Origin of the sequence: Citrobacter sp. Cm046, from assembly GCF_030333065.1 — a bacterium.
GTDB classification, from domain to species: Bacteria; Pseudomonadota; Gammaproteobacteria; order Enterobacterales; family Enterobacteriaceae; genus Citrobacter; species Citrobacter murliniae.
The window spans coordinates 23,556-44,907 of record NZ_JAOWGP010000040.1 but is presented as its reverse complement, the minus strand read 5'-3'; the positions used below and the strand labels follow the sequence as shown (position 1 = coordinate 44,907).

General features: G+C 48.4%; 17 protein-coding genes and 1 tRNA gene. 10 read left to right on the top strand and 8 right to left on the bottom strand.

Going from position 1 to position 21,352, the window contains the following annotated elements:
- Nucleotides 1-37: 37 nt before the first annotated feature.
- Both yqeC and yqeB read left to right on the top strand, forming a co-directional pair.
- The gene (gene yqeC, locus OGX98_RS12280) at nt 38-808 is read left to right on the top strand and encodes a selenium cofactor biosynthesis protein YqeC (RefSeq protein WP_286595335.1); all 771 of its coding nucleotides are present in this window, start codon (nt 38-40) and stop codon (nt 806-808) included.
- Between the two features lie 47 nt (nt 809-855).
- A complete protein-coding gene (gene yqeB / locus OGX98_RS12275; protein ID WP_200041850.1) occupies nt 856-2,481 on the top strand; it encodes a selenium-dependent molybdenum cofactor biosynthesis protein YqeB in 1,626 nt (541 codons plus the stop codon).
- Between the two features lie 38 nt (nt 2,482-2,519).
- Here the strand turns inward: yqeB and arcC are convergent, their stop codons facing one another.
- Genes arcC through ygeW form a run of 5 tightly spaced genes read right to left on the bottom strand, consistent with a single transcriptional unit; the run spans nt 2,520 to nt 8,646 of the window.
- Nucleotides 2,520-3,452 (bottom strand): carbamate kinase, encoded by a 933-nt coding sequence (arcC, locus tag OGX98_RS12270; RefSeq protein ID WP_200041851.1) that lies wholly within the window; start codon nt 3,450-3,452, stop codon nt 2,520-2,522.
- A gap of 47 nt (nt 3,453-3,499) precedes the next feature.
- The gene (hyuA, locus tag OGX98_RS12265; RefSeq protein WP_200041852.1) at nt 3,500-4,885 is read right to left on the bottom strand and encodes a D-phenylhydantoinase; all 1,386 of its coding nucleotides are present in this window, start codon (nt 4,883-4,885) and stop codon (nt 3,500-3,502) included.
- A 52-nt stretch (nt 4,886-4,937) separates the two neighbouring features.
- The gene (locus tag OGX98_RS12260) at nt 4,938-6,149 is read right to left on the bottom strand and encodes a YgeY family selenium metabolism-linked hydrolase (protein ID WP_048220609.1); all 1,212 of its coding nucleotides are present in this window, start codon (nt 6,147-6,149) and stop codon (nt 4,938-4,940) included.
- A gap of 56 nt (nt 6,150-6,205) precedes the next feature.
- Nucleotides 6,206-7,402 carry a diaminopropionate ammonia-lyase gene (gene dpaL, locus OGX98_RS12255; RefSeq protein WP_225761489.1) on the bottom strand — a complete coding sequence of 399 codons (1,197 nt, stop codon included), beginning with the start codon at nt 7,400-7,402 and terminating at the stop codon, nt 6,206-6,208.
- 56 nt (nt 7,403-7,458) lie between these two features.
- Nucleotides 7,459-8,646 carry a knotted carbamoyltransferase YgeW gene (ygeW, locus tag OGX98_RS12250; protein WP_286595397.1) on the bottom strand — a complete coding sequence of 396 codons (1,188 nt, stop codon included), beginning with the start codon at nt 8,644-8,646 and terminating at the stop codon, nt 7,459-7,461.
- A gap of 476 nt (nt 8,647-9,122) precedes the next feature.
- On the opposite strand from ygeW, the gene OGX98_RS12245 reads away from it, so the two are divergent.
- Nucleotides 9,123-10,901, top strand: a complete 1,779-nt coding sequence (locus OGX98_RS12245; RefSeq protein WP_048220611.1) for a sigma-54 interaction domain-containing protein — start codon at nt 9,123-9,125, stop codon at nt 10,899-10,901.
- Between the two features lie 39 nt (nt 10,902-10,940).
- Here OGX98_RS12245 and xdhC read toward each other — a convergent pair whose 3' ends face one another.
- Genes xdhC through xdhA form a run of 3 tightly spaced genes read right to left on the bottom strand, consistent with a single transcriptional unit; the run spans nt 10,941 to nt 14,603 of the window.
- Nucleotides 10,941-11,420 (bottom strand): xanthine dehydrogenase iron sulfur-binding subunit XdhC, encoded by a 480-nt coding sequence (gene xdhC, locus OGX98_RS12240; protein ID WP_045447167.1) that lies wholly within the window; start codon nt 11,418-11,420, stop codon nt 10,941-10,943.
- The gene (gene xdhB, locus OGX98_RS12235; protein ID WP_045447138.1) at nt 11,420-12,295 is read right to left on the bottom strand and encodes a xanthine dehydrogenase FAD-binding subunit XdhB; all 876 of its coding nucleotides are present in this window, start codon (nt 12,293-12,295) and stop codon (nt 11,420-11,422) included. The genes xdhC and xdhB overlap by 1 nt, the downstream gene beginning before the upstream one ends.
- A gap of 10 nt (nt 12,296-12,305) precedes the next feature.
- The gene (gene xdhA / locus OGX98_RS12230; protein WP_286595334.1) at nt 12,306-14,603 is read right to left on the bottom strand and encodes a xanthine dehydrogenase molybdenum-binding subunit XdhA; all 2,298 of its coding nucleotides are present in this window, start codon (nt 14,601-14,603) and stop codon (nt 12,306-12,308) included.
- A 381-nt stretch (nt 14,604-14,984) separates the two neighbouring features.
- On the opposite strand from xdhA, the gene actS reads away from it, so the two are divergent.
- From actS to arsD, 7 genes are all read left to right on the top strand, one after another.
- Nucleotides 14,985-15,743 carry an amidase activator ActS gene (actS, locus tag OGX98_RS12225; protein ID WP_045447133.1) on the top strand — a complete coding sequence of 253 codons (759 nt, stop codon included), beginning with the start codon at nt 14,985-14,987 and terminating at the stop codon, nt 15,741-15,743.
- A gap of 79 nt (nt 15,744-15,822) precedes the next feature.
- Nucleotides 15,823-15,896 (top strand) — tRNA-Gly (locus OGX98_RS12220).
- A gap of 164 nt (nt 15,897-16,060) precedes the next feature.
- A complete protein-coding gene (locus OGX98_RS12215) occupies nt 16,061-17,254 on the top strand; it encodes a tyrosine-type recombinase/integrase (protein ID WP_000778549.1) in 1,194 nt (397 codons plus the stop codon).
- A 206-nt stretch (nt 17,255-17,460) separates the two neighbouring features.
- On the top strand, nt 17,461-18,609 hold the full coding sequence (locus tag OGX98_RS12210; RefSeq protein WP_000460992.1) for an SIR2 family protein: 1,149 nt from the start codon (nt 17,461-17,463) through the stop codon (nt 18,607-18,609).
- Nucleotides 18,606-20,381, top strand: a complete 1,776-nt coding sequence (locus OGX98_RS12205) for an ATP-binding protein (protein WP_000022894.1) — start codon at nt 18,606-18,608, stop codon at nt 20,379-20,381. The genes OGX98_RS12210 and OGX98_RS12205 overlap by 4 nt, the downstream gene beginning before the upstream one ends.
- A 192-nt stretch (nt 20,382-20,573) precedes the next feature.
- Entirely contained in the window at nt 20,574-20,927 is a 354-nt protein-coding gene (arsR, locus tag OGX98_RS12200; protein ID WP_001135895.1) for an As(III)-sensing metalloregulatory transcriptional repressor ArsR, read from the top strand.
- A 47-nt stretch (nt 20,928-20,974) separates the two neighbouring features.
- Nucleotides 20,975-21,337, top strand: a complete 363-nt coding sequence (gene arsD / locus OGX98_RS12195) for an arsenite efflux transporter metallochaperone ArsD (RefSeq protein WP_000855179.1) — start codon at nt 20,975-20,977, stop codon at nt 21,335-21,337.
- Nucleotides 21,338-21,352 lie beyond the last annotated feature (15 nt).

Genomic DNA, 21,352 nt, shown 5'->3' with positions numbered 1-21,352 from the left:
TGGGGCTAATTTACCTCAGAGAGGTCCCAGAAGGCTCGTGAAAAGTATAATTGACCCGGCAATGTTATTCATTGATTTAGGCGCAAAGAAACACCCCGCAGTCATTTCTGTTGTTGGTGCAGGGGGAAAAACCAGCCTGCTTTTTTGGCTGGCGCAGTTATTTCAGTCCAGCGGCAGGCGCGTTTTAATCACTACGACCACTCATATGTTTTTGCCCGATTCCTGCTGGCCTGTGATTTTCTGCCGCGATCCCGTAATGCTTCCTCATGTGTCTCTCACGTCGCCTGTTTCATTTTGTTTTAACCGCTGGAAAGCGCAGTCAGGGAAAGCCCAGGGGTTTGCACCAGACGTCATTGATGCGCTGGCGCAACGTCCGGAATGTGACGTGATTCTCGTTGAGGCAGATGGCTCGCGTGGATTGCCGTTAAAAGCGCCGGATGAGCACGAACCTTGCATACCACAAAGCAGTTGTTGCGTGATCGCTGTGATGAGTGGGCATTTACTGGGCACGATAATTGACGCAGAAAATATCCATCGCTGGCCGCAGTTTGCCGACATCACCGGGCTGACGCGGGGGTCGACCTTGCAATTTAGCGATCTCGTTTCGCTGGTTCGTCATCCTCTGGGCGCGTTTAAAAACGTGCCTTCAGGTTGTCGGCGAGTCTGGTTTATTAACCGTTTTTCTCAATGTGAGAATGTGATCGTACAAAGTGAGCTACTCAAGCCACTGCAACAACATGACGTAGAGGCAATCTGGCTGGGCGATATACAAGAAAATCCTGCAATCGCGCGCAGATTTGTGAAATAGCAGCCCGGGCATTCCGGGTAACTGAAAGGATATCCATTGAGGTTGGTATGAATATTTTCACAGAGGCTGCAAAACTAGAAGAGCAAAATTGTCCGTTTGTGATAGCGCAAATTGTTGATAGCCGAGGCTCTACACCTCGCCATTCTGCACAAATGTTAGTGCGTGCAGACGGTTCCATCGTCGGTACGATTGGTGGAGGAATGGTTGAGCGTAAGGTGATTGAAGAGTCGCTGGAGGCATTGCAGGAACGTAAGCCGCGTTTATTCCATGGACGCATGGCCCGTAACGGAGCGGATGCTGTCGGGTCAGATTGCGGAGGTGCAATGTCAGTATTTATTAGCGTACATGGTATGCGTCCACGGCTGGTATTAATCGGCGCGGGGCATGTCAACCGGGCCATTGCCCAGAGTGCGGCTCTGTTGGGGTTTGATATCGCCGTTGCCGATATTTATCGTGAAAGTCTGAATCCTGAACTTTTCCCGCCATCAACAACATTACTGCATGCAGATTCGTTTGGCGCAGCGGTGGAGGCGCTGGAAATTCGACCTGATAATTTTGTTCTTATTGCCACCAATAATCAGGATCGTGAAGTTCTCGATAAATTCATTGAACAGCCAGTCGCATGGCTGGGATTACTGGCAAGCCGCCGTAAGGTTCAACTATTCCTGCGCCAGTTGCGTGAGAAAGGTGTGTCAGAAGACCATATTGCCCGTTTGCATGCGCCGGTGGGCTACAACATCGGTGCCGAAACACCGCAGGAGATCGCCATCAGCGTGCTGGCAGAGATCTTACAAGTTAAAAATAACGCGCCTGGTGGGCTGATGATGAAACCTTCACATCCTTCCGGACATCAATTAGTGGTGATTCGCGGGGCGGGAGACATCGCCACTGGGGTGGCGCTGCGGCTGTATCATGCGGGCTTCAAAGTGATCATGCTGGAAGTGGAAAAACCGACGGTGATTCGCTGCAGCGTGGCGTTTGCCCAGGCCGTATTTGATGGCGAAATGACGGTTGAAGGTGTCACTGCTCGGCTGGTCTCCAGCTCTGCGGAGGCAACGAAGCTGACTGAGCGTGGGTTTATTCCGGTGATGGTCGATCCCACCTGTGCGCAGCTCGATGAACTTAAACCGCTCTGCGTGGTGGACGCCATTCTGGCGAAACAGAATTTGGGTATGCGTGCTGATATGGCACCAGTGACAATTGCACTTGGGCCTGGTTTTACCGCAGGAGTAGATTGTCATGCGGTGATTGAAACAAATCGCGGACACTGGCTCGGGCAAGTCATTTATTCTGGTTGTGCGCAGGAGAATACCGGCGTTCCTGGCAATATTATGGGACATACCACCCGGCGGGTTATTCGCGCTCCGGGTGCGGGCATGATGCGTTCGAACGTTAAATTAGGCGATTTGGTGGAGGAGGGGGATGTCATAGCCTGGATTGGCGAGCATGAAGTTAAAGCGCCGTTGACGGGCATGGTGCGTGGCTTGCTGAACGATGGACTGGCTGTGGTCGGTGGTTTTAAAATCGGTGATATCGACCCTCGTGGCAAAACGGCTGATTTCACCAGTGTTTCTGATAAAGCCAGAGCAATTGGTGGTGGAGTGTTGGAAGCGTTGATGATGCTGATGCATCAGGGCGTAAAAGCGACGAAAGAAGTGCTTGAAGTTGCTTAAATCAAGTTGGCCGGATGACATCGCATCCGGCCTTTGAATTACTGACAAATCACCGTTCCGGTTTTACCTTCAATTCCTTCTTTCGCTTTACTCAACACGGTAATCAGTGCTTCGCGACCCGCACGTGAGCGAGCAAATGACGCGGCGGCCTCCACTTTAGGTAGCATGGAACCTTTCGCGAAATGTCCTTCTTCAATAAAGCGTTCAGCATCGCTCAATGACAGACGGTCCAGCCACCGTTCATTTTCTTTACCAAAGTTAATCGCCACTTTTTCGACTGCGGTAAGGATTATCAACATATCTGCATCAATCATTTCTGCCAGACGTGCACTTGCCCAGTCTTTGTCGATAACGGCGCTGGCGCCGCGCAGATGGTTACCTTCACGAATGACAGGAATACCGCCACCACCAACGGTAATCACTACCTGGCCGGCGTCTACCAGTGCTTTCACCGTCTCTTTTTCAATAATATCAATCGGTTTAGGTGAGGCAACTACACGACGATAGCCGCGACCTGCGTCTTCTTTCAGAGTGTAGCCTTGTTTTGTCAGTCGTTCTGCTTCCTGCTCGGTAAAGAACGAACCGATCGGTTTAGTCGGGTTAAGAAAAGCCGGATCGTTGGCATCGACTTCGACCTGCGTGACCAGAGTCGCAACGGGTTTATGAATGCCTCGGGAGAGCAGTTCTTCGCGCAGGGCGTTTTGCAGGTCGTAACCAATATATCCCTGACTTAAGGCGACACAGACAGACATCGGCAGCATTGGTGAATGCACTTCAGTTTTAGCTGCGGCTTCGAAGGCCTGGTTAATCATGCCCACCTGCGGCCCGTTACCATGAGTGACTATAACTTCATGCCCCTGGGCAATTAAATCAACAATTGCCTGAGACGTAATTTTTACCGCTTTCATTTGCCCGGCCAGATCGTCGCCCAGCGCATTCCCGCCCAGGGCGAGAACAATTTTCTTACTCATTTTTCCTCACTCATCATTCTTGATTGTGTATAGATCCCTGGCAGTGGTTAGATCACGGGAGGGACAAACGGTTTGCGTCGCAGGAAACGGCCTCGTCCGGCTTTGCCTGTAAAGGTGCCGTCACAGAAAATCGTTTCACCACGGGATAGGGTTCTGACAATTGCGCCCTGGCAGGTAAATCCTTCCCAGGGAGAGTAGTCGGCGTTGTCATGAAGATGACGATGGTGAATTTGCTGGCGTTTATTGGGGTCGATAATCACCACATCGCCATCTGAACCGGGTGCCAGTAACCCTTTTTGTGGCCACAGACCAAACAGTCGTGAAGGCATCGCGCTGGTTAATTCGACAAAACGCTCCGGTGAAATACGACCGCTCATTACGCCGCTGGAGAACAGTAACTGCATGCGATTTTCCACGCCGGGTAAGCCATTTGGGCAACGGCTGAAATCGCCTTTTGAAATCTGCTGGCGCTGAGCCACTGAGAATGTGCAGTGATCGGTAGCGACCACGTCAATCGCGCCATCGTTGATGCCACACCACAGTTTGTCCTGCTCACGAACGTTGCGCAGCGGCGGACTAAGAATAAATTTCATGCCGTCTTCTGCATCGTAACTGCGCTCGTCCAGCAGAAGATATTGCGGGCAGGTTTCCACCCAGACTGGCTGGTGATTTGCGCGGGCAAGACGTAGATAATCCAGGCCTAAGCCGTTAGACAAGTGGACGATATATAACGGGGCGTTACCGGCAAGCTGCGCCAGGTTAATCATGCGGGCTATGGCCTCCGCTTCGCATTCCAGAGGGCGACTCATCGCGTGATAGCGCGGCGCAGTTAACCCAGCGGCGATAAACTCGGCACGCTTACTGGCAATAGCGGCGTCATTTTCTGGGTGTACAGTAGTCAGTGCGCCAGACTGATGCAGACGGCGTAACGCTTGCAAAACTTCATCATCATTGAGTTTGTATTGATAGGTTAGATAGAGTTTAAAACTACTGAGCCCTTCCTCGACCATCATCGGGATTTCGTCGAGGATGGCATGATTGATATGCTGGATAACACCATGAAAGCTGTAGTCGATGACTGCTTTATGGGCGGCATAACCGCGATACACTTCCAGTTGATGACGTAACCGGCAGCCACTCGGGCCAAATCCCATATGGTCAATAATGGTTGTTGTACCGCCACACGCGGCTGCGCGGGTACCGGTAAAAAAATCATCACAACTGCGCGCGATGCCGACATCAATATTGAAATGCGTGTGAACATCCACGCCGCCAGGGAGGATGTAACATCCAGTGGCATCAATTACTTCACATGGGAGCTGCGGCGAAATATCGCGACCCAACTGGCGAACAATACCGTTTTCAATCAGCAAATCCTGTTTTGCTTGTCCATCTGCGTTAACGACAGTGCCGTTTTTAATCAATACGCGCATTGCAAACTCCAGAAACCCTCCGGCGAACCGGAGGGAATTAAGTGAAGAGTAATTATTCTGTTGCCAGCCAGCTTAACGGGATTGCGGCGTACATGGCGGCGCAGGTCACCAGGTGAGCTTTCCAGGTTTTTTCGTTTGGCGCATGGGCTTCAGGTTCTTTACCCGGGCCAAAGCCGATAACCGGAATGCCGTGGCGACCCATGATGGATACGCCGTTAGTAGAGAAGGTCCACTTATCAACGACCGGCGCTTTACCAAACAGGCCTTCGTAGGCATTAACCAGCGTTTTAACGGTGAAGTGATCTTCTTCCACTTTCCAGGTCGGGAAGTAGCATTCAGTTGGGTAAACCAGGCCAGTCCAGGACGGACGGTCGTAGTTGTACATAGAAACGACAGCATTCGCTTTCTGTACCGCTGGCAGGGCGCGGATTTCGTCCAGTGCGCCTTCCCAGGTTTCTCCCCAGGTCAGGCGACGGTCAATGGAAACGGCACAGCTGTCTGCAACAGCGCAACGGCTTGGGGAGGTGAAGAAAATTTCAGAAACGGTCAAGGTGCCTTTGCCGAGGAATTCGTCATAGCCCAGACGTTGAGACAGATCTTGTAATTCGCTAAGAATCGGGCCCATTTTGAAGATGGCGTTATCACCGCGTTCTGGCGCAGAACCATGGCAGCTAACACCCTGTACATCAATGCGAATTTCCATACGACCGCGCTGACCACGGTATACCTGGCAGTCGGTCGGTTCAGTACTGACCACAAATTCCGGGCGAATGCCGGATTGTTCAATAATGTACTGCCAGCACAGCCCGTCGCAGTCTTCTTCCTGTACAGTACCGGTTACCAGCAGAGTGTATTCATCTTCCAGACCCAGGTCTTTGATGATCTTACCGGCATAAACCATTGATGCCATGCCGCCTTCCTGGTCGGAAGTACCACGACCGCCAATCAGTTCATCGGTTTCCATGCCTTTGTATGGGTCGAATTCCCAGTTTTTGATATTACCAATACCCACGGTATCGATATGAGCATCCATAGCAACCAGGCGCGGACCATGGCCGATATAACCGAGAATATTACCCATCGGGTCGATTTCAACCTTATCGAAACCGACTTTTTCCATCTCTTCTTTAATACGATGCACAACGCGTTTTTCGTCGCAGCTTTCGCTGGGAATCGCAACCATATCGCGCAGGAAGCGAGTCATGTCTGCCTGATAATCTTTTGCTTTTTCAAGAATCAGTTTGAATGGAATATTCTTAGCCATTATTTTCTCCAGATTTTTTACTCCCTGTTTGGCAGGGAGTTGTTTCAATAGGGGGATCAAGGTGCTACAGCGTGTTTGCCTTCCCAGACAACTTCGCGGTAGTGCTTCACGTCGGTGTCGCCTTCAGTGCTGATCACCAGCACGATGGCATCTTTGTTTAGCGCCAGTTTTTCCATCAGGCTTTGACGTTGCGGGTGATAATGAACAGCCGCGAGAACACCCAAACCGACAGCACCAGATTCACCGGAGATGATGCGCGGATCGTTGCCGTATGGGTTACCCAGCACGCGCATACCTAATGCGGCAACGCTGTCCTGGCAGGAGATGAATTGGGTCGCGCAATTACGTAAGATTTCCCAACCCAGTGGGTTAGGTTCGCCGCAGGCCAGGCCAGCCATGATAGTGGCCATATCGCCGCCAACGTTGACGATGTTGCCTTTGACGCCAGAGCGATAAATACAGTCAGCTTTATCAGGCTCAACAATGATGCTGTGCAGATTTTGTGGGCTATAGACATCCACCAGATAACCCAGCACGCCGCCAGCCATCGCACCAACGCCAGCTTGCAACAGAACGTGCGTCGGTGTTACGCCCATGTCGCGCATTTGCTCAACGGCTTCATCCGCCAGCGTGGCGTAGCCCTGCATGATCCAGGTTGGGATTTTTGTGTAGCCTTCCCAGGCGGTATCCTGTACCACTTCCCAGCCACGTTGCTGAGCGTGCTGCATGGTCAGACGAACGGTGTCGTCATAGTTCATGTCGGTGACGATGCATTCGGCGCCGAGGTTCAGAATGGCATCCACACGCTCCTGAGCAGAACCTTTCGGCATATAAATCACTGCATGTTGGCCGAGTTGCTGGGCAGCCCATGCCACACCGCGCCCGTGGTTGCCGTCGGTAGTCGTAGCGAATGTCATTTTTTCGCCAATGGCATTTTTCAGATGCTCAAATGACAGTGTTTCGATATCAAGATGATATTTTTCGCACAGTAACTGAGCGATGGCATAGGCGCCGCCGAGCATTTTGAATGCATTCAGACCGAATCGTTTTGATTCATCCTTAACGAGAATTTTCTTCACGCCAAAAAGGTTTGCCAGATCGTCCAGTGCACAAAGTGGTGTTGGGCGATAGCCAGCGATTTTTTGGTGGAACTGGCGCGCCAGTTTTGCCTGGCTTTGCGAAAAGAGCGATGATGTTTCGCCGTTGAAAAATTTGTTATCGGCGATATCAATCTTCAATGAGAAAACGGACATATCCTATCCTTTGGCCTCTGGAAATAGAGTGCCGACCTGTCGATCGGCTCGAGGGGTTATTTCACGCGTTCTTGCGCTTCTTTCAGCAGTTGTTCGAGCAGTGCGCCAGGTTTTGAATATTTACGCGAAAGGATCATCGCGGCGATGATATAAGGCTTCCAACTGGCTTCTTTGTAGGTCGCGATACGGTATTTTTCGAATACGCCTTCAGTCACTTCACCTTCTTTGCAGGATACGCCGCTGATATCAGCCGGCAGACAGTGCATATACAGGGCTTCACCGTCGCGAGTGAGCTCCATCATCTCTTCGGTGCAGTGCCAGTCTTTGTGGTGTGCGTTCTGTGCCAGACACTGTTTTTCCAGGGCTTTCAGGCCTTCATGATCGTTAGCGCGCAGCAGTTCAGTTCGTTGTTCCATCACTTTGTAAGGCGCCCATGACTTCGGATATACGATATCCGCGTCTTTGAATGCCTCTTCCATGCTGGTTACCTGATGGAAGCTACCGCCAGACGCTTTAGCATTGTTTTTAGCCACTTCAACCACATCTGGGATCAGGTCGTAACCTTCTGGATGTGCCAGGGTGACATCCATACCGAAACGGGTCATCAGACCTATGATGCCCTGTGGTACAGAGAGTGGTTTGCCGTAGCTTGGGGAATACGCCCAGGTCATGGCAATTTTTTTACCTTTCAGGTTTTCCAGTGAACCAAAGTGTTCACGCAACCATGCCAGGTCAGCCATAGACTGGGTTGGGTGGTCGATATCACATTGCAGGTTAACTAATGCCGGACGTTGCGGCAGTACGCCCTGCTTATAGCCATCGTCGAGCGCAGCGCCAACTTCACGCATATAGGCGTTACCCGCACCCAGATACATATCGTCACGAATACCGATAGCATCGGCGCAGAAAGAGATCATATTGGCGGTTTCGCGAACGGTTTCGCCGTGGGCAATTTGTGATTTACCTTCGTCGAGATCTTGCTGCGCAAGGCCGAGCAGGTTAAGCGCGGAAGCATAAGAGAAGCGAGTACGGGTGGAGTTGTCGCGGAATACGGAAATACCTAATCCACTATTAAAGACTTTGGTCGAGATGTTTTCAGCACGTAATGCTTTTAACGCTGCAGCAACGTCCAGTACTTGTTTCAATTCGTCGGGTGTCTGTTCCCACGTCAACAAAAAATCTTTCTCGTGCAGGTGAGAGGTCAGCGAATTGATATCCTTTATCAGCTCAATAACAGTTTTCATCATAAAATCCCGGTAGTGGAATGACAGGCAAAGTGGTTTATTTCACTGTGACGTGCCAAATGGTTGGTGTTTTCACAGCTATACCTGGGACTAACAATAAACATGCCAGAATTATCTAACAGGGAGTGAAATGCTAATTTGACGGGTAATATGTGGATTGGATCACGAATTGGGGACTGTTGCTGAATGTTCAGAATATACGAAAACGTTTGGCTTTTTTGTGGCGTTATTTATTTGCTGCTAATTATCAGGAATAAGATAACAGAACAGTTTATCCCTCGTCAGTTTGATAAATTCACCCATGTAATTCTCATATTGATATAGAAATGTGATATCTCTTCCATAATTTCATTAGAAAGTGATAAAAATCTTATGTTCTTATCAAAGCAAAATTTGCCTGAGTTAATATCATCATGATCCGTGAATCATCAACGTCTTCAACGATCAACCTATAAGCGATTCTGGAAGGTAAGGTTATGGAGCTTGCTACTACGCAGTCAGTATTGATGCAAATTCAACCAACAATTCAGCGTTTTGCCAGAATGCTTGCCAGCGTTTTGCAACTTGAGGTTGAGATCGTTGATGAAAACTTGTGTCGCGTCGCGGGAACTGGCGCGTATGGGAAATTTCTTGGCCGCCAGTTGAGCAGCAACTCCCGGTTGCTCCGTTATGTCCTCGAAACCAAAACTGAAAAGGTCGTGACACAGTCCCGTTTCGATCCTCTGTGTGAAGGCTGTGACAGTAAAGAAAGTTGTCGCGAAAAAGCATTTCTCGGCACGCCCGTCATTCTGCAAGATCGTTGTGTCGGTGTGATAAGTTTGATTGCTGTGACCCATGAGCAACAAGAACATATCAGTGATAATTTACGCGAGTTTTCCGATTATGTTCGCCATATATCGACTATTTTTGTCTCGAAACTTCTGGAGGATCAAGGGCCGGGAGATAGCATCAGTAAAATATTCGCTACCATGATTGATAATATGGATCAGGGTGTATTAGTTATAGATGAAGAAAACCATGTTCAGTTTGCTAACCAGACGGTGTTAAAAACTCTCGGTGTTGTTCAAAATAATATAATAGGGAAATCTATTCGTTTTAGGCCATTAACATATGAGAGCAATTTTACCCATGGTCATATGCAACATATTGTCTCGTGGGATGATAAAAGTGAATTGATTATTGGCCAGTTACATAACATTCAGGGGCGACAGCTATTTTTAATGGCATTTCACCAGTCCCATACCAGTTTTTCCGTAGCAAACACCACAGACGAGCCGCATATTGAGCAACTGGTGGGTGAGTGTCGGGTTATGCGGCAATTAAAACGACTCATTAGCCGCATCGCACCCAGCCCATCCAGCATTATGGTCGTTGGTGAAAGTGGGACCGGGAAAGAAGTGGTGGCTCGTGCTATCCATAAATTGAGTGGACGGCGTAACAAACCGTTTATCGCGATTAACTGTGCGGCGATTCCGGAGCAATTGCTGGAAAGTGAATTATTTGGTTATGTCAAAGGCGCATTTACTGGCGCTTCAGCCAATGGCAAAACAGGGTTGATTCAGGCGGCAAACACGGGCACGCTATTTCTTGATGAAATTGGCGATATGCCGTTAATGCTGCAAGCAAAATTACTGCGGGCTATTGAGGCACGCGAGATCCTACCCATTGGTGCCAGTAGTCCAATACAAGTCGATATTCGTATCATTTCTGCAACTAACCAGAATTTGGCCCAGTTTATTACCGAAGGTAAATTCCGCGAAGACCTGTTCTATCGCTTGAATGTCATTCCGTTAACTTTACCGCCGCTGCGCGAACGTCAGGAAGATATTGAACTGCTGGTCCATTACTTTTTACATCTGCATACGCGTCGCCTGGGATCGGTTTATCCTGGCATTGCTCCTGATGTTGTTGAATTATTGCGTAAGCATCGTTGGCCGGGAAATCTACGTGAGTTAAGCAATTTGATGGAGTATCTGGTTAACGTTGTTCCTTCTGGTGAAGTTATCGACAACACGCTTCTGCCGCCAAATCTGCTAAATAATGCCACGATGGAACAAAGTGTAGTGACTGAAGCCAGCGAGGGGCATCTGGCTCTGGATGATGCTGGCGGTACGGCGCTGGAGGAGATGGAAAAACAGATGATCCGCGATGCGCTTTCACGTCATAACAGCAAGAAGCAAGTCGCTGATGAGCTGGGTATTGGAATTGCCACGCTCTATCGCAAAATTAAAAAATATGAGTTGTTGGATACGTAATTGTAAAAAATCCGACCTGAATTCAGGCCGGAGATTGTTTTATTTCGTTTCCTCGCAATCCAGTACTGTATTTACAATCATCTGATATCCGGTACAGCGACAGAGGTTACCCGCCAGACCGCGACGAATTTCCGTAATGGTTAACGGTTTTTCGCGTGGTTTAGCCAGCATTGCTGTAGTGGCCATAATAAGCCCCGGCGTACAAAACCCGCATTGCACCGCGCCTGATTTCGCATAAGCTTGTTGAACTCGCGAAAGTTTGCCGCCTTTTGCTTCGCCTTCCAGCGTGCGGATCTCTTTACCTTCAGCCCATGCGGCCAGAAATAAACAACTGTCGACTGCCGTTCCGTCAACTATTACTGTACAAGCACCGCATTCACCAACGCAGCACCCTTGTTTGACACTAAGCAGCCCTTGTTCGCGGAGCAGTTCAGAAAGCGGCATGCCCGGCGCTGCGTGAAGCTGAAAAGGCATGCCGTTAATAATGCATTCAATGGTAATCGTTTCGCTGTAATTCATTACAATTTTCCCCCCGCCGCGGCGACGGCTTCGCTAATCACTTTTTTGGTCATCGTCTGAATGAGATGTAGACGAAACTCTTTACTCGCACGCCAGGAAGAACGTGGGGCAACATCTTGCAGGACGGATTCGCTGATAGCTTCAAGCGTTTGCGGGTTTAATGGCGCATTTTGCGCAGTCTGTTCGGCATGCTGGCAGCGGATCGGCGTAGGGGCTGCAACCCCAAACGCCAGACGCAACTCACTGAAGTTGCCGTTATCCAGCCGACAATGGGCGGCACAACCGATCGTTGAAATATCCATCGCATCACGCATGGCATACTTAAAATGCGCGCTACCAGCATATGCTCTCGGCTGTGGAGGAAAATGAAAAGCGACCAGGATTTCATCATGCTCAAGGGAAACCTTACCTGGCCCGGTATGAAAGCCATTTATGGGGACGAAACGTACCCCGCGCGATGAATGGATCTCCAGTTTGGCATCATAAATGAGCGTCGGTGTGGCAGAGTCTGCGCTGGTTGCGCCGTTGCAAATATTACCACCATAGGTGGCGACATTACGGATTTGCGGACCAGCGATGGATGAAGCTGCGGCACACAGGGCAGGGAGATGGCGTTGGGTTAACGGATCTTCAATTAACTGTGTGAATGTTGTCGCAGAGCCAATTCGCAGTCCGCCATCTTCAGTCAGCGTAATTCCCCGCAGTTCTTCCATATTGTGGATATCAACAATATGGCGATAACGGCTATTGTGGTGGTGGAGCTGAATAAGCACATCTGTGCCACCCGCGAGCAGTTTTGTCTGCGGATTGTTGGTCAGCAGGTTGATAGCATCGGCAATCGTGGTCGCGCGATGGTAAGAAGCAAAATCAAACATGATGTTTTCCTCAAATCAATCCTGCCAGATGGAACTCTTCGTACAAACGTTTTGGTGTTAGCGGCAGAGTATTGATTGCAACACCGGTGGCCATTTTCACCGCATTACGAATTGCTGCGGCAACAGGAATAATTGGTGGCTCACCCAGTGACTTATGTCCATATGCGGATTGCGGCTCATTGATTTCGACAAACGCGCTTTCCAGTTGTGGTAAATCTGGCATGGTCGGCATTTTGTAATCCAGTAGATTTGGGTTACGTACCACGCCGCTTTTTGCATCGATGATCATCTCTTCAAATAATGCCCAGCCGATACCCATTCCCATTCCGCCGTGAACCTGGCCTTCTGCCAGCAGTGGATTAAGGATGTGACCCGAGTCGTGGACGTTGAGGATTCGATTAATGGTGACCTTACACAGCGCGATATCGACGGTCAGATCAACAAAAGTACAGCCAAATGCGGGCGGGTTGGTGGTGGTTTTGATCGAGCTTTCGGCAGAAAGCTGCCCGCCGCGCTCGGGATGGTAAAAAGCATCCATCGCCAGATCTTTTAACGACAGCAACGGTTCTTCTGGTCTTTCAACCAGCACGATATTGCCTTTCATCAGAGTCAGATTCATCGCTGACTGATGCAACATCACCGCTGCGTGAGCAATGATTTTCTCTTTTAATAGCAGTGCCGCACTGCGCAGCGCCGGCGCGGCAACGTAGCTTTGACGTGAGGCAAATGCACCGGGATCGAAAGGAGTAACATCGGTATCTTGTGTCGAAATTACGCGTACATCACTAACCGGAACCCCCACTGTTTCAGCTACCATTTGCGAGAATACGGTGTCGGCACCCTGGCCGATTTCCGTTGCGCCGCTTTGTACGTTGATCGTTCCATCCTGGTTCATCAACAGGCGCGCGCCAGCAATTTCAACACCGACGGGCCATGTGTTTGAGGTGTAACTAAAGCAGGCAACGCCGATGCCGTGCCGCAAATTACCTTGCTGGTTCTGGCACTCTGCGCGACGTTTATCCCATTCAAAGATTTCACGCCCTTTTTCCAGGCACTCAGGTAATCCTGCGCTGTAGATACGTTTTCCAGTGAGCGGATTTGCATCACCTTCACGGGCAGCATTGCGTAAACGAATTTCTACCGGATCAATACCTAATGCTTCGGCTGCGTCATCAAGCAGTGATTCTACGGCGAAAACCACTTGCGGCGCGCCATAGCCACGCATCGCGCCAGCCGAGGGTAAATTGGTATAGCAGGTTTTTGAACTGTAAGCGTAGGCGCTGCGAGGATAAAGATAAGCGACTTTGTTACCGCCCGCAGAAGCAATGGAATGGCCGTGAGAGGCATAAGCACCGGTGTTGGAAAGAACATCCAGGCTATAGCCTTTCAACGTACCGTCACGGTTTATACCCATTTGTCCGTCAATGGTGAAGGCATGGCGGGTACGTGTCGCCAGGAAACACTCCTCACGACTTAGGGAAACTTTCACCGGGATACCGCCAAGTTTGCTGGTCAGGAATGCCGCCATAGGTTCTTCCAGCACATCTTGTTTGTTACCAAAACCGCCGCCGACGAAGGGTTTAATTACCCGCACGCATGACCAGGGAATATCCAGCGCCTGACCGACAACCCGGCGGACAATATGCGGGATCTGGGTGCTGGAGACGATCGTAATCCGGGTGTCATCTTCCATCCACGCCAGCGATGTCACGCTTTCCATATGGCAATGTTGGATGACTGGTGTCTGGTAGTGTCCCTGGATTTGGTAATCCGCCGCATCGATCGCTTGCTGGACATTGCCTGTCGACATAGCACTTTGTTTAAGCAAATTGCCGCCGTTATGAATTTGTGTAGCGTCTTCTGCCAGTGCCGCTTCCGGTGAGGTGATAACCGGTAATTCTTGCCATTCAATATTGACTAGCCGCGCCGCGTTTTCTGCCGTAAGTTCATCCCGGGCAACAACGATGGCAACCGCATCACCGTGATGGCGAACGTGGCGTGTTAACAGACCGCGATCGGCGGTATCACGTTTATTCTCATCCAGTGTCCAGGCATGTCCAGCTGTAGCAAAGGGAATGTCGGGCACATCTTCCCAGGTGAAAATGGCCAGCACGCCAGGCAAGCTTCGGGCTTCTTCATCATTAATACTCACGGCATAACCATGTGCAATTGGGCTACGTACATATTTCGCGTAGCACATGCCTGCCATAACATAATCATCAGTATATCGTGCCCGCCCGGTGACCTTGGCAATGGCATCTACGCGCATGCATGATTCACCTGTAGCAGTTGCTTCCCGCGCTTCCATTTAAATCCCCTTGATTTGAACATTTAGTTCTTATGGCAATGGTTAAGTCAATGCAGGCAAGAATTACGCCAGAAACGACTATAAGCGTGAGGGGGGGAGGGAAGTGTGATGTCGTTTAAAAAATGACAGAGGTGACGCGATTTTATCAGTAATGAAAGAGGGGCAGTGTATCAATATGAGTGTGATAAAAAATCATTGTGATAAATAAGCCTTTGGGATTATCTGAAAATTGTATTTATCGTTTTTGTTGGTCGGAGGTTAATCGGAAAGAGATTCATTAACAAAACTTGTATTGTACAGGCGTTTTCCAGAGCAATGGATTGGGGATCCGGCGGGGGACTGCTATGATATAGCGTCTTGTTTTTTGAGCGAGGAAAGATTTTGAGCGCAGGACGCCCGAATAAACACACTCTGGGTATCGTGATGTTGTTATCGATAGGGCTGCTTTTGGCGGGCTGTTCAGGTAGCAAATCATCAGAAACAGGAACGTATTCCGGCTCCGTTTACACCGTGAAACGGGGAGATACGCTATATCGTATTTCGCGCGCTACCGGGACAAGCGTAAAAGAAATTGCCCGCCTGAACAACATTTCTCCTCCTTATACCATTGAAGTGGGGCAAAGGTTGAAGGTCAGCGGTGGCGCGAAATCCACTACGACGTCTGGTAAAACAAAAAACAAATCCTCCACGAAAACCGCAGCGGTCAGACCGTCTTCATCCGTGCCTCAGTCATCCTGGCCGCCGGTAGGGCAACGCTGCTGGCAGTGGCCAGCCAGTGGTAAGGTGATATTGCCTTATTCAACAGCGGACGGCGGCAACAAAGGGATTGATATCTCTGCTGCGCGTGGTACACCGATTTATGCGGCCGGAGCTGGGAAGGTGGTCTACGTCGGTAATCAGCTACGGGGCTATGGTAACCTCATCATGATTAAGCACAGTGAGGATTACATCACCGCCTATGCCCATAACGACACGCTGCTGGTGAACAACGGACAAAGCGTGAAGGCCGGGCAGAAAATTGCCACCATGGGCAGCTCAGATGCGGCGTCTGTGCGTTTGCATTTTCAGATCCGCTATCGTGCAACCGCTATCGATCCGCTGCGTTATTTACCGCCACAGGGGAGTAAACCTAAATGTTGACGGTGAATTAATCGACAGTCAGTCGGTTAGCACCTTGCCAAGAAGAGTGTAAGGTTTATAATCCCTTACGCACTTCAATGCGGGCGTAGTTCAATGGTAGAACGAGAGCTTCCCAAGCTCTATACGAGGGTTCGATTCCCTTCGCCCGCTCCAAACTCAAGTCTTCTGAAGTCTACCCAACTCAATTTTTCCTTGATAAATCAGCAGTTATAGCATTCTATTAGTCTATTGAACTCAATAATACTCCCCCAGGGTCAAGCTCAATGTGGGGGTATGGATGGGGGTATAATTGTACCCCATGCTGAGAGGTACCCCCAATGAAGTTAACTGCTCGTCAGGTTGAAACTGCAAAGCCGAAAGAGAAGCCCTACAAATTGGCTGATGGTGGGAGTCTTTACTTATTGGTTAACCCCAACGGTAAGAAATACTGGCGTCTGAAGTATCGTACGCCTGGAGGGGAAAATGTACTTGCGCTTGGTGTTTATCCTGCTGTTTCTTTAGCTGAAGCACGAAGCAAGCGTGAGGATGCTAAAAGAACATTAGCAGCTGGTAACGATCCTTCTCTCGAAAGAAAAATGGAGAAGCTCAGTCGCAAGCAGGACGCTGAAAACTCGTTTGAGGCTATCACTCGGGAGTGGTATCAGCGTCGCTATGATCGCTGGTCTGTCTCCTATCGTGAAGAGATGATGAGAACCTTTGAGAAGGATGTATTTCCTTATATCGGCCACCGACCAATCAAAGATATCAAACCGATGGAGTTGCTTGCTGTTCTTTCAAAGATAGAAACTCGAGGAGCAACTGAGAAGGTCCGTAAGGTTCGCCAGCGTTGTGGAGAGGTCTGGAAGTATGCGGTTGTGACTGGCAGGGCTGAGTACAATCCAGCTCCCGATCTAGCCAGCGCCGTAGCTCCCCATGAGAAAGAGCACTATGCTTTTTTGACCCAGGATGAACTGCCTGAGTTTCTTCGGACTCTGAACACCTATGCCGGTAGTGTGATTGTTAAGATTGCGATGCAATTACTTATTTTGACTGGAGTAAGGCCTGGGGAATTGAGGCAAGCGGAGTGGCAGGAGTTTGATTTTGAGCGGAAGGTTTGGAACGTACCAGCAGAGCGAATGAAAATGCGCCGACCTCATCTGGTTCCGTTATCAAGCCAGGCAATTGACCTGCTTAATCAGCTTAAACCCATGACGGGAGCAGGAGAGTTGCTGTTCCCAGGACGTAATAATCCTAAGAAACCGATGAGTGATATGGCATTGACTGTGTTGGTAAGGCGCATCGGCTATGCAGGACGCGTTACAGGGCATGGATTCCGCCACACGATGAGTACCATTTTGCATGAGCAGGGATTTAACTCGGCCTGGATCGAGCTACAGCTGGCTCACGTCGATAAGAACTCAATTCGTGGAACGTATAACCATGCTCAATATCTGGAGGGGAGGAGGGCGATGATGCAGTGGTATGGTGATTTTACTAGTAATTTAGGCAAGGAAGGGATTATTACAAGCTGAAATGTTGAAAGGCAGTCTCGAAAAGCAATTGCATTCGTCTGGGTACCTAGACGTCTGGATGGATGTAATTCAATATATGCTGCTAACTGCAATAGTTGAAAACCAGAGAAATAGTGGCTATTGCTACAAATTTTTTGCCTAAGTCAAAACTTGGTCTGCCTATACACTGATGCTATTTTAGACAAAACTAAATAAGGGAGGTAAGTATGTTTGAGGCGATCCAGCCATTGGATATATACAATAAGAACATCAACATACTGATTGGCTCAGGCGCTTCAGCAGACTTGTTCCCGACGCTGTCCCTAGCCATCAAGAATGCAGAGGGACGGCGAGAAACGATCGAAACGCTCGCCACACAGTTTGAAAACTCGCCAGAGAAGCGAACCGCGTTATTCATGCACTACTACAACACATGTATTTTTCCAGTGCAGACATTCAATCCAAGTTTCGTTACAACGAATAAAGGAAAAGAAAATCTCAAGAATTATGAGATTTTTTTAACAACCCTTTTGGGGTTGTTGGATAGAAGGAAAGACCTCAACCGCAAAATCAATATTTTTACCACAAACTATGATGGATGCCTGTCCCATACAGCTGACAGCCTTCTCATGAAGGGATCACATGATTTTGTGGTGAATGATGGTACCTCCGGATTTCACACAAAGCATCTTCATTCCAAAAACTTCAGTACGTTTCAATGTCAAACTGGAGTATTTGAACGAAGCAACTATGGCATCCCGCAGCTAAACATTATCCATCTTCACGGTTCGGTTTACTGGTCAAAAAGCGGTGATAAGATTGAAGTCAATTACCGCAATGATTTTAGTAACCTTTTGACAGAAGAGACACTCGGAAATTTAAATGGATATTCCGAATTTCTTGGTGTCGATGGCAACAGAACTGAAGGCATTCCATCCTTGGCATTCAGTCAAGACCAGATAGATATTTTCTGGGGGGAGTACAATAAGCTACCTATTGTCAACCCCACTAAGTGGAAGTTTTACGAAACTGTCTTCGAAGAACACTACTACCAGATGCTCAGGCTATTAAGCTATGAGCTTGAAAAACCAAATTCTATACTCATAACATTTGGCTTTTCGTTTGCTGATGAACACATTCTCAGACTTATCCAACGCTCCCTCTCCAACCCACAACTTCATACTTTTATTTGTTGTTATAGCAACAATAGTGCAAATAGCATGCGGGAAGAATTCAAATCTTGGAAAAACGTCCAAGTAATTGGGCCCGCTGAAGATATGAATATGGACTTCACCAATTTCAATAAATATGTTTTCTCACTCACGCCAGACACTTATGAACCTCCATTAAAAGCTGAAGAGGAGGATCTGATATGAGTATCATCGTAGGTGAGGTTATTGCAGTGAGTGGAGTGCGTATCTCCCTTCGAATTTTTGAAGACTCCAATCATGAGACTATTTTCTACGGAGGAGTTAAGTACAGAGGTATTTCACTTCGGGAGCACGTATCTATTCAGCGAGGCTTTATAGATATTGTCTGTCTTGTTGAAGGTGAATTTTTGGATGAGAAAAGGCTAGAGACTGATGCCGAGAAGGTCCAATATGTACGAAAAGTGGATGTTCGCCCCATTGGTTATATAGTAGATGATAAGTTTTTTGAAGGTGTGAAGTACATGCCGATGATCCGAGACAAGGCATCTCTACTCAGCGAACTTATGGTAGGGAAAATTTATGGGGCGGACGGTAAAACAGGTTTTTCTATTGGCTCTATGCTCAAGGAGAATGTACCCATCAACCTCCCATGGATGCGATTATTCAACAGCCATTTGGGCATATTTGGTAACACCGGGAGTGGTAAATCTAATACGCTAGCTAAACTTTATACTACACTTTTTAATGAGCGGCTCCAAGCATTACAGCACAAGAGCCAGTTCGTTATCATAGATTTTAATGGTGAATACACGGAAGATCAGCTACTACCAGCTAAGAATAAGCAAATCACAGTGCTGGACTCTAAAAAAGCAAAGCACAAATTCAAGATTGAAGGCGCTCATTTTTGGGATGTCGAAACCCTAAGCCTCTTGTTTCAGGCAACTACGAACACACAACAGCCATTTCTGCGTCGCGTTCTATCTGGTAAGGAAAAATTTAAAACTACGCCACTCAAAAGGTATGTAGAAAAGGTTTTTGAAAAAGTTTTTAGTACAGGTGAAGCGAAATCAGATGCTTTGGATTTGAGCCGTGAAATTGCACGCATGATTGACTGCGAATTGCTTCAAGAACATTTAAAAGGAATTATTTATTACAATAAAGATAAGTATTTTAAGCATGCCAGCGGCACGTACTATAATTCAAATGGCAATGGATTTGACGCGAATATCAAACCCATTATTGATGAGAGTGTTAATTTAGATGGAATTGATCAATTCGACGAACTAATATTGCGGTGCTACCTCCAACTCTGTTCAGATGTTGTATTTGGCTATGCCCAATACGAACACATTCAACCGGTGCTAGCTAGGGCCAAATCATCTATATCGGCTCTGCGTAATGTTCTTGAAATCGTTGATGTGCCACAACCTCCGCATCTCTTACATGTCATCTCTTTAAAGAAATGCAAGAATGAGATAAAAAAGATCTTGCCACTGCTTGTAGCCAAAAATTTCTACACAAATCATAAAGATGCAGAGAATCTTAAAAGCCCTCCAAGCCGGACTCTGCACCTTATCATTGATGAGGCACACAATATTTTGTCAGAGCAGTCCACCCGTGAGCATGAAATCTGGAAAGACTACCGGCTTGAACTCTTTGAAGAAATAATTAAGGAGGGACGCAAGTATGGCGTATACCTCACACTATCTAGTCAGCGGCCTGCAGATATTTCACCTACTATTGTTTCCCAGATTCACAATTTCTTCATACACCGATTGGTTAACGATCGCGACCTTATGCTATTAGACAATACAATTAGCACGTTAGATTCCAGTTCTAAGGCTCTCATACCGACTCTAGCCAAGGGCTGCTGCGTAGTCACTGGAACCGCTTTTGATCTTCCAATGATATTGAAAATTGACCCGCTGCTGAAACAGCATCGACCCAGCAGCGACGATGTGAACCTTGAAGAACTTTGGGCGCTACCTCCAGCTTAATATTAACTCTAACAGAATGTGCCCTGTGGATGTCTTCAGGGCTTCCTAGTATAAGAGGTTACTCTAGATTATCTCGCTGTCCATACTAGACGTAGAGAGAAGCTTTGCTTCTTTCATATATGGAAATTCAAATATATTTTTTGACATTGCACTGTTATAGAGAGAAACTGCGAGATAATAGCAGGAGGGCTTATGCCACAATTATCAGCATTACAACTCTTCAAAAACCTCTCCGATGAAACCCGTTTGGGCATCGTGTTGCTGCTCAGAGAGATGGGAGAGCTGTGCGTGTGCGATCTCTGTACAGCGCTGGATCAGTCGCAGCCCAAGATCTCCCGCCATCTGGCAATGCTCCGGGAAAGCGGTCTATTGCTGGATCGCAAGCAGGGGAAATGGGTTCATTATCGCTTATCCCCGCATATTCCATTCTGGGCTGCTCAGGTGATTGAGCAGGCCTGGTTAAGCCAACAGGACGATGTACAGGCCATCGCCCGTAAGCTGGCATCGGCAAACTGCTCTGGTAGCGGTAAGGCTGTTTGCATCTAAAAAATTTGCCTGAACATATATGTTTTTCCAAATGTGAGGTATTCAGAATGAAGACGTTAACGGTGTTTGACCCGGCAATGTGCTGCAGTACCGGCGTATGTGGCTCAGATGTCGATCAGGTTCTGGTTGATTTTTCTGCTGATGTGCAGTGGCTGAAAGGACGTGGTGTACAGGTTGAACGTTACAACCTGGCGCAGCAGCCCATGAGCTTTGTTCAGAATGAGAAAGCGAAAGCATTCCTCGAAGCATCTGGAGCAGAAGGTCTTCCGTTACTGCTATTGGACGGTGAAACGGTGATGGCAGGGCGATACCCAAAACGCGCTGAGCTGGCTCGCTGGTTCGGTATTCCGCTGGAGAAGGTAGGGTTAGCTCCCACCAGCTGCTGTGGTGGTAATACTTCCTGTTGCTGAATATGTCAGGAGGAC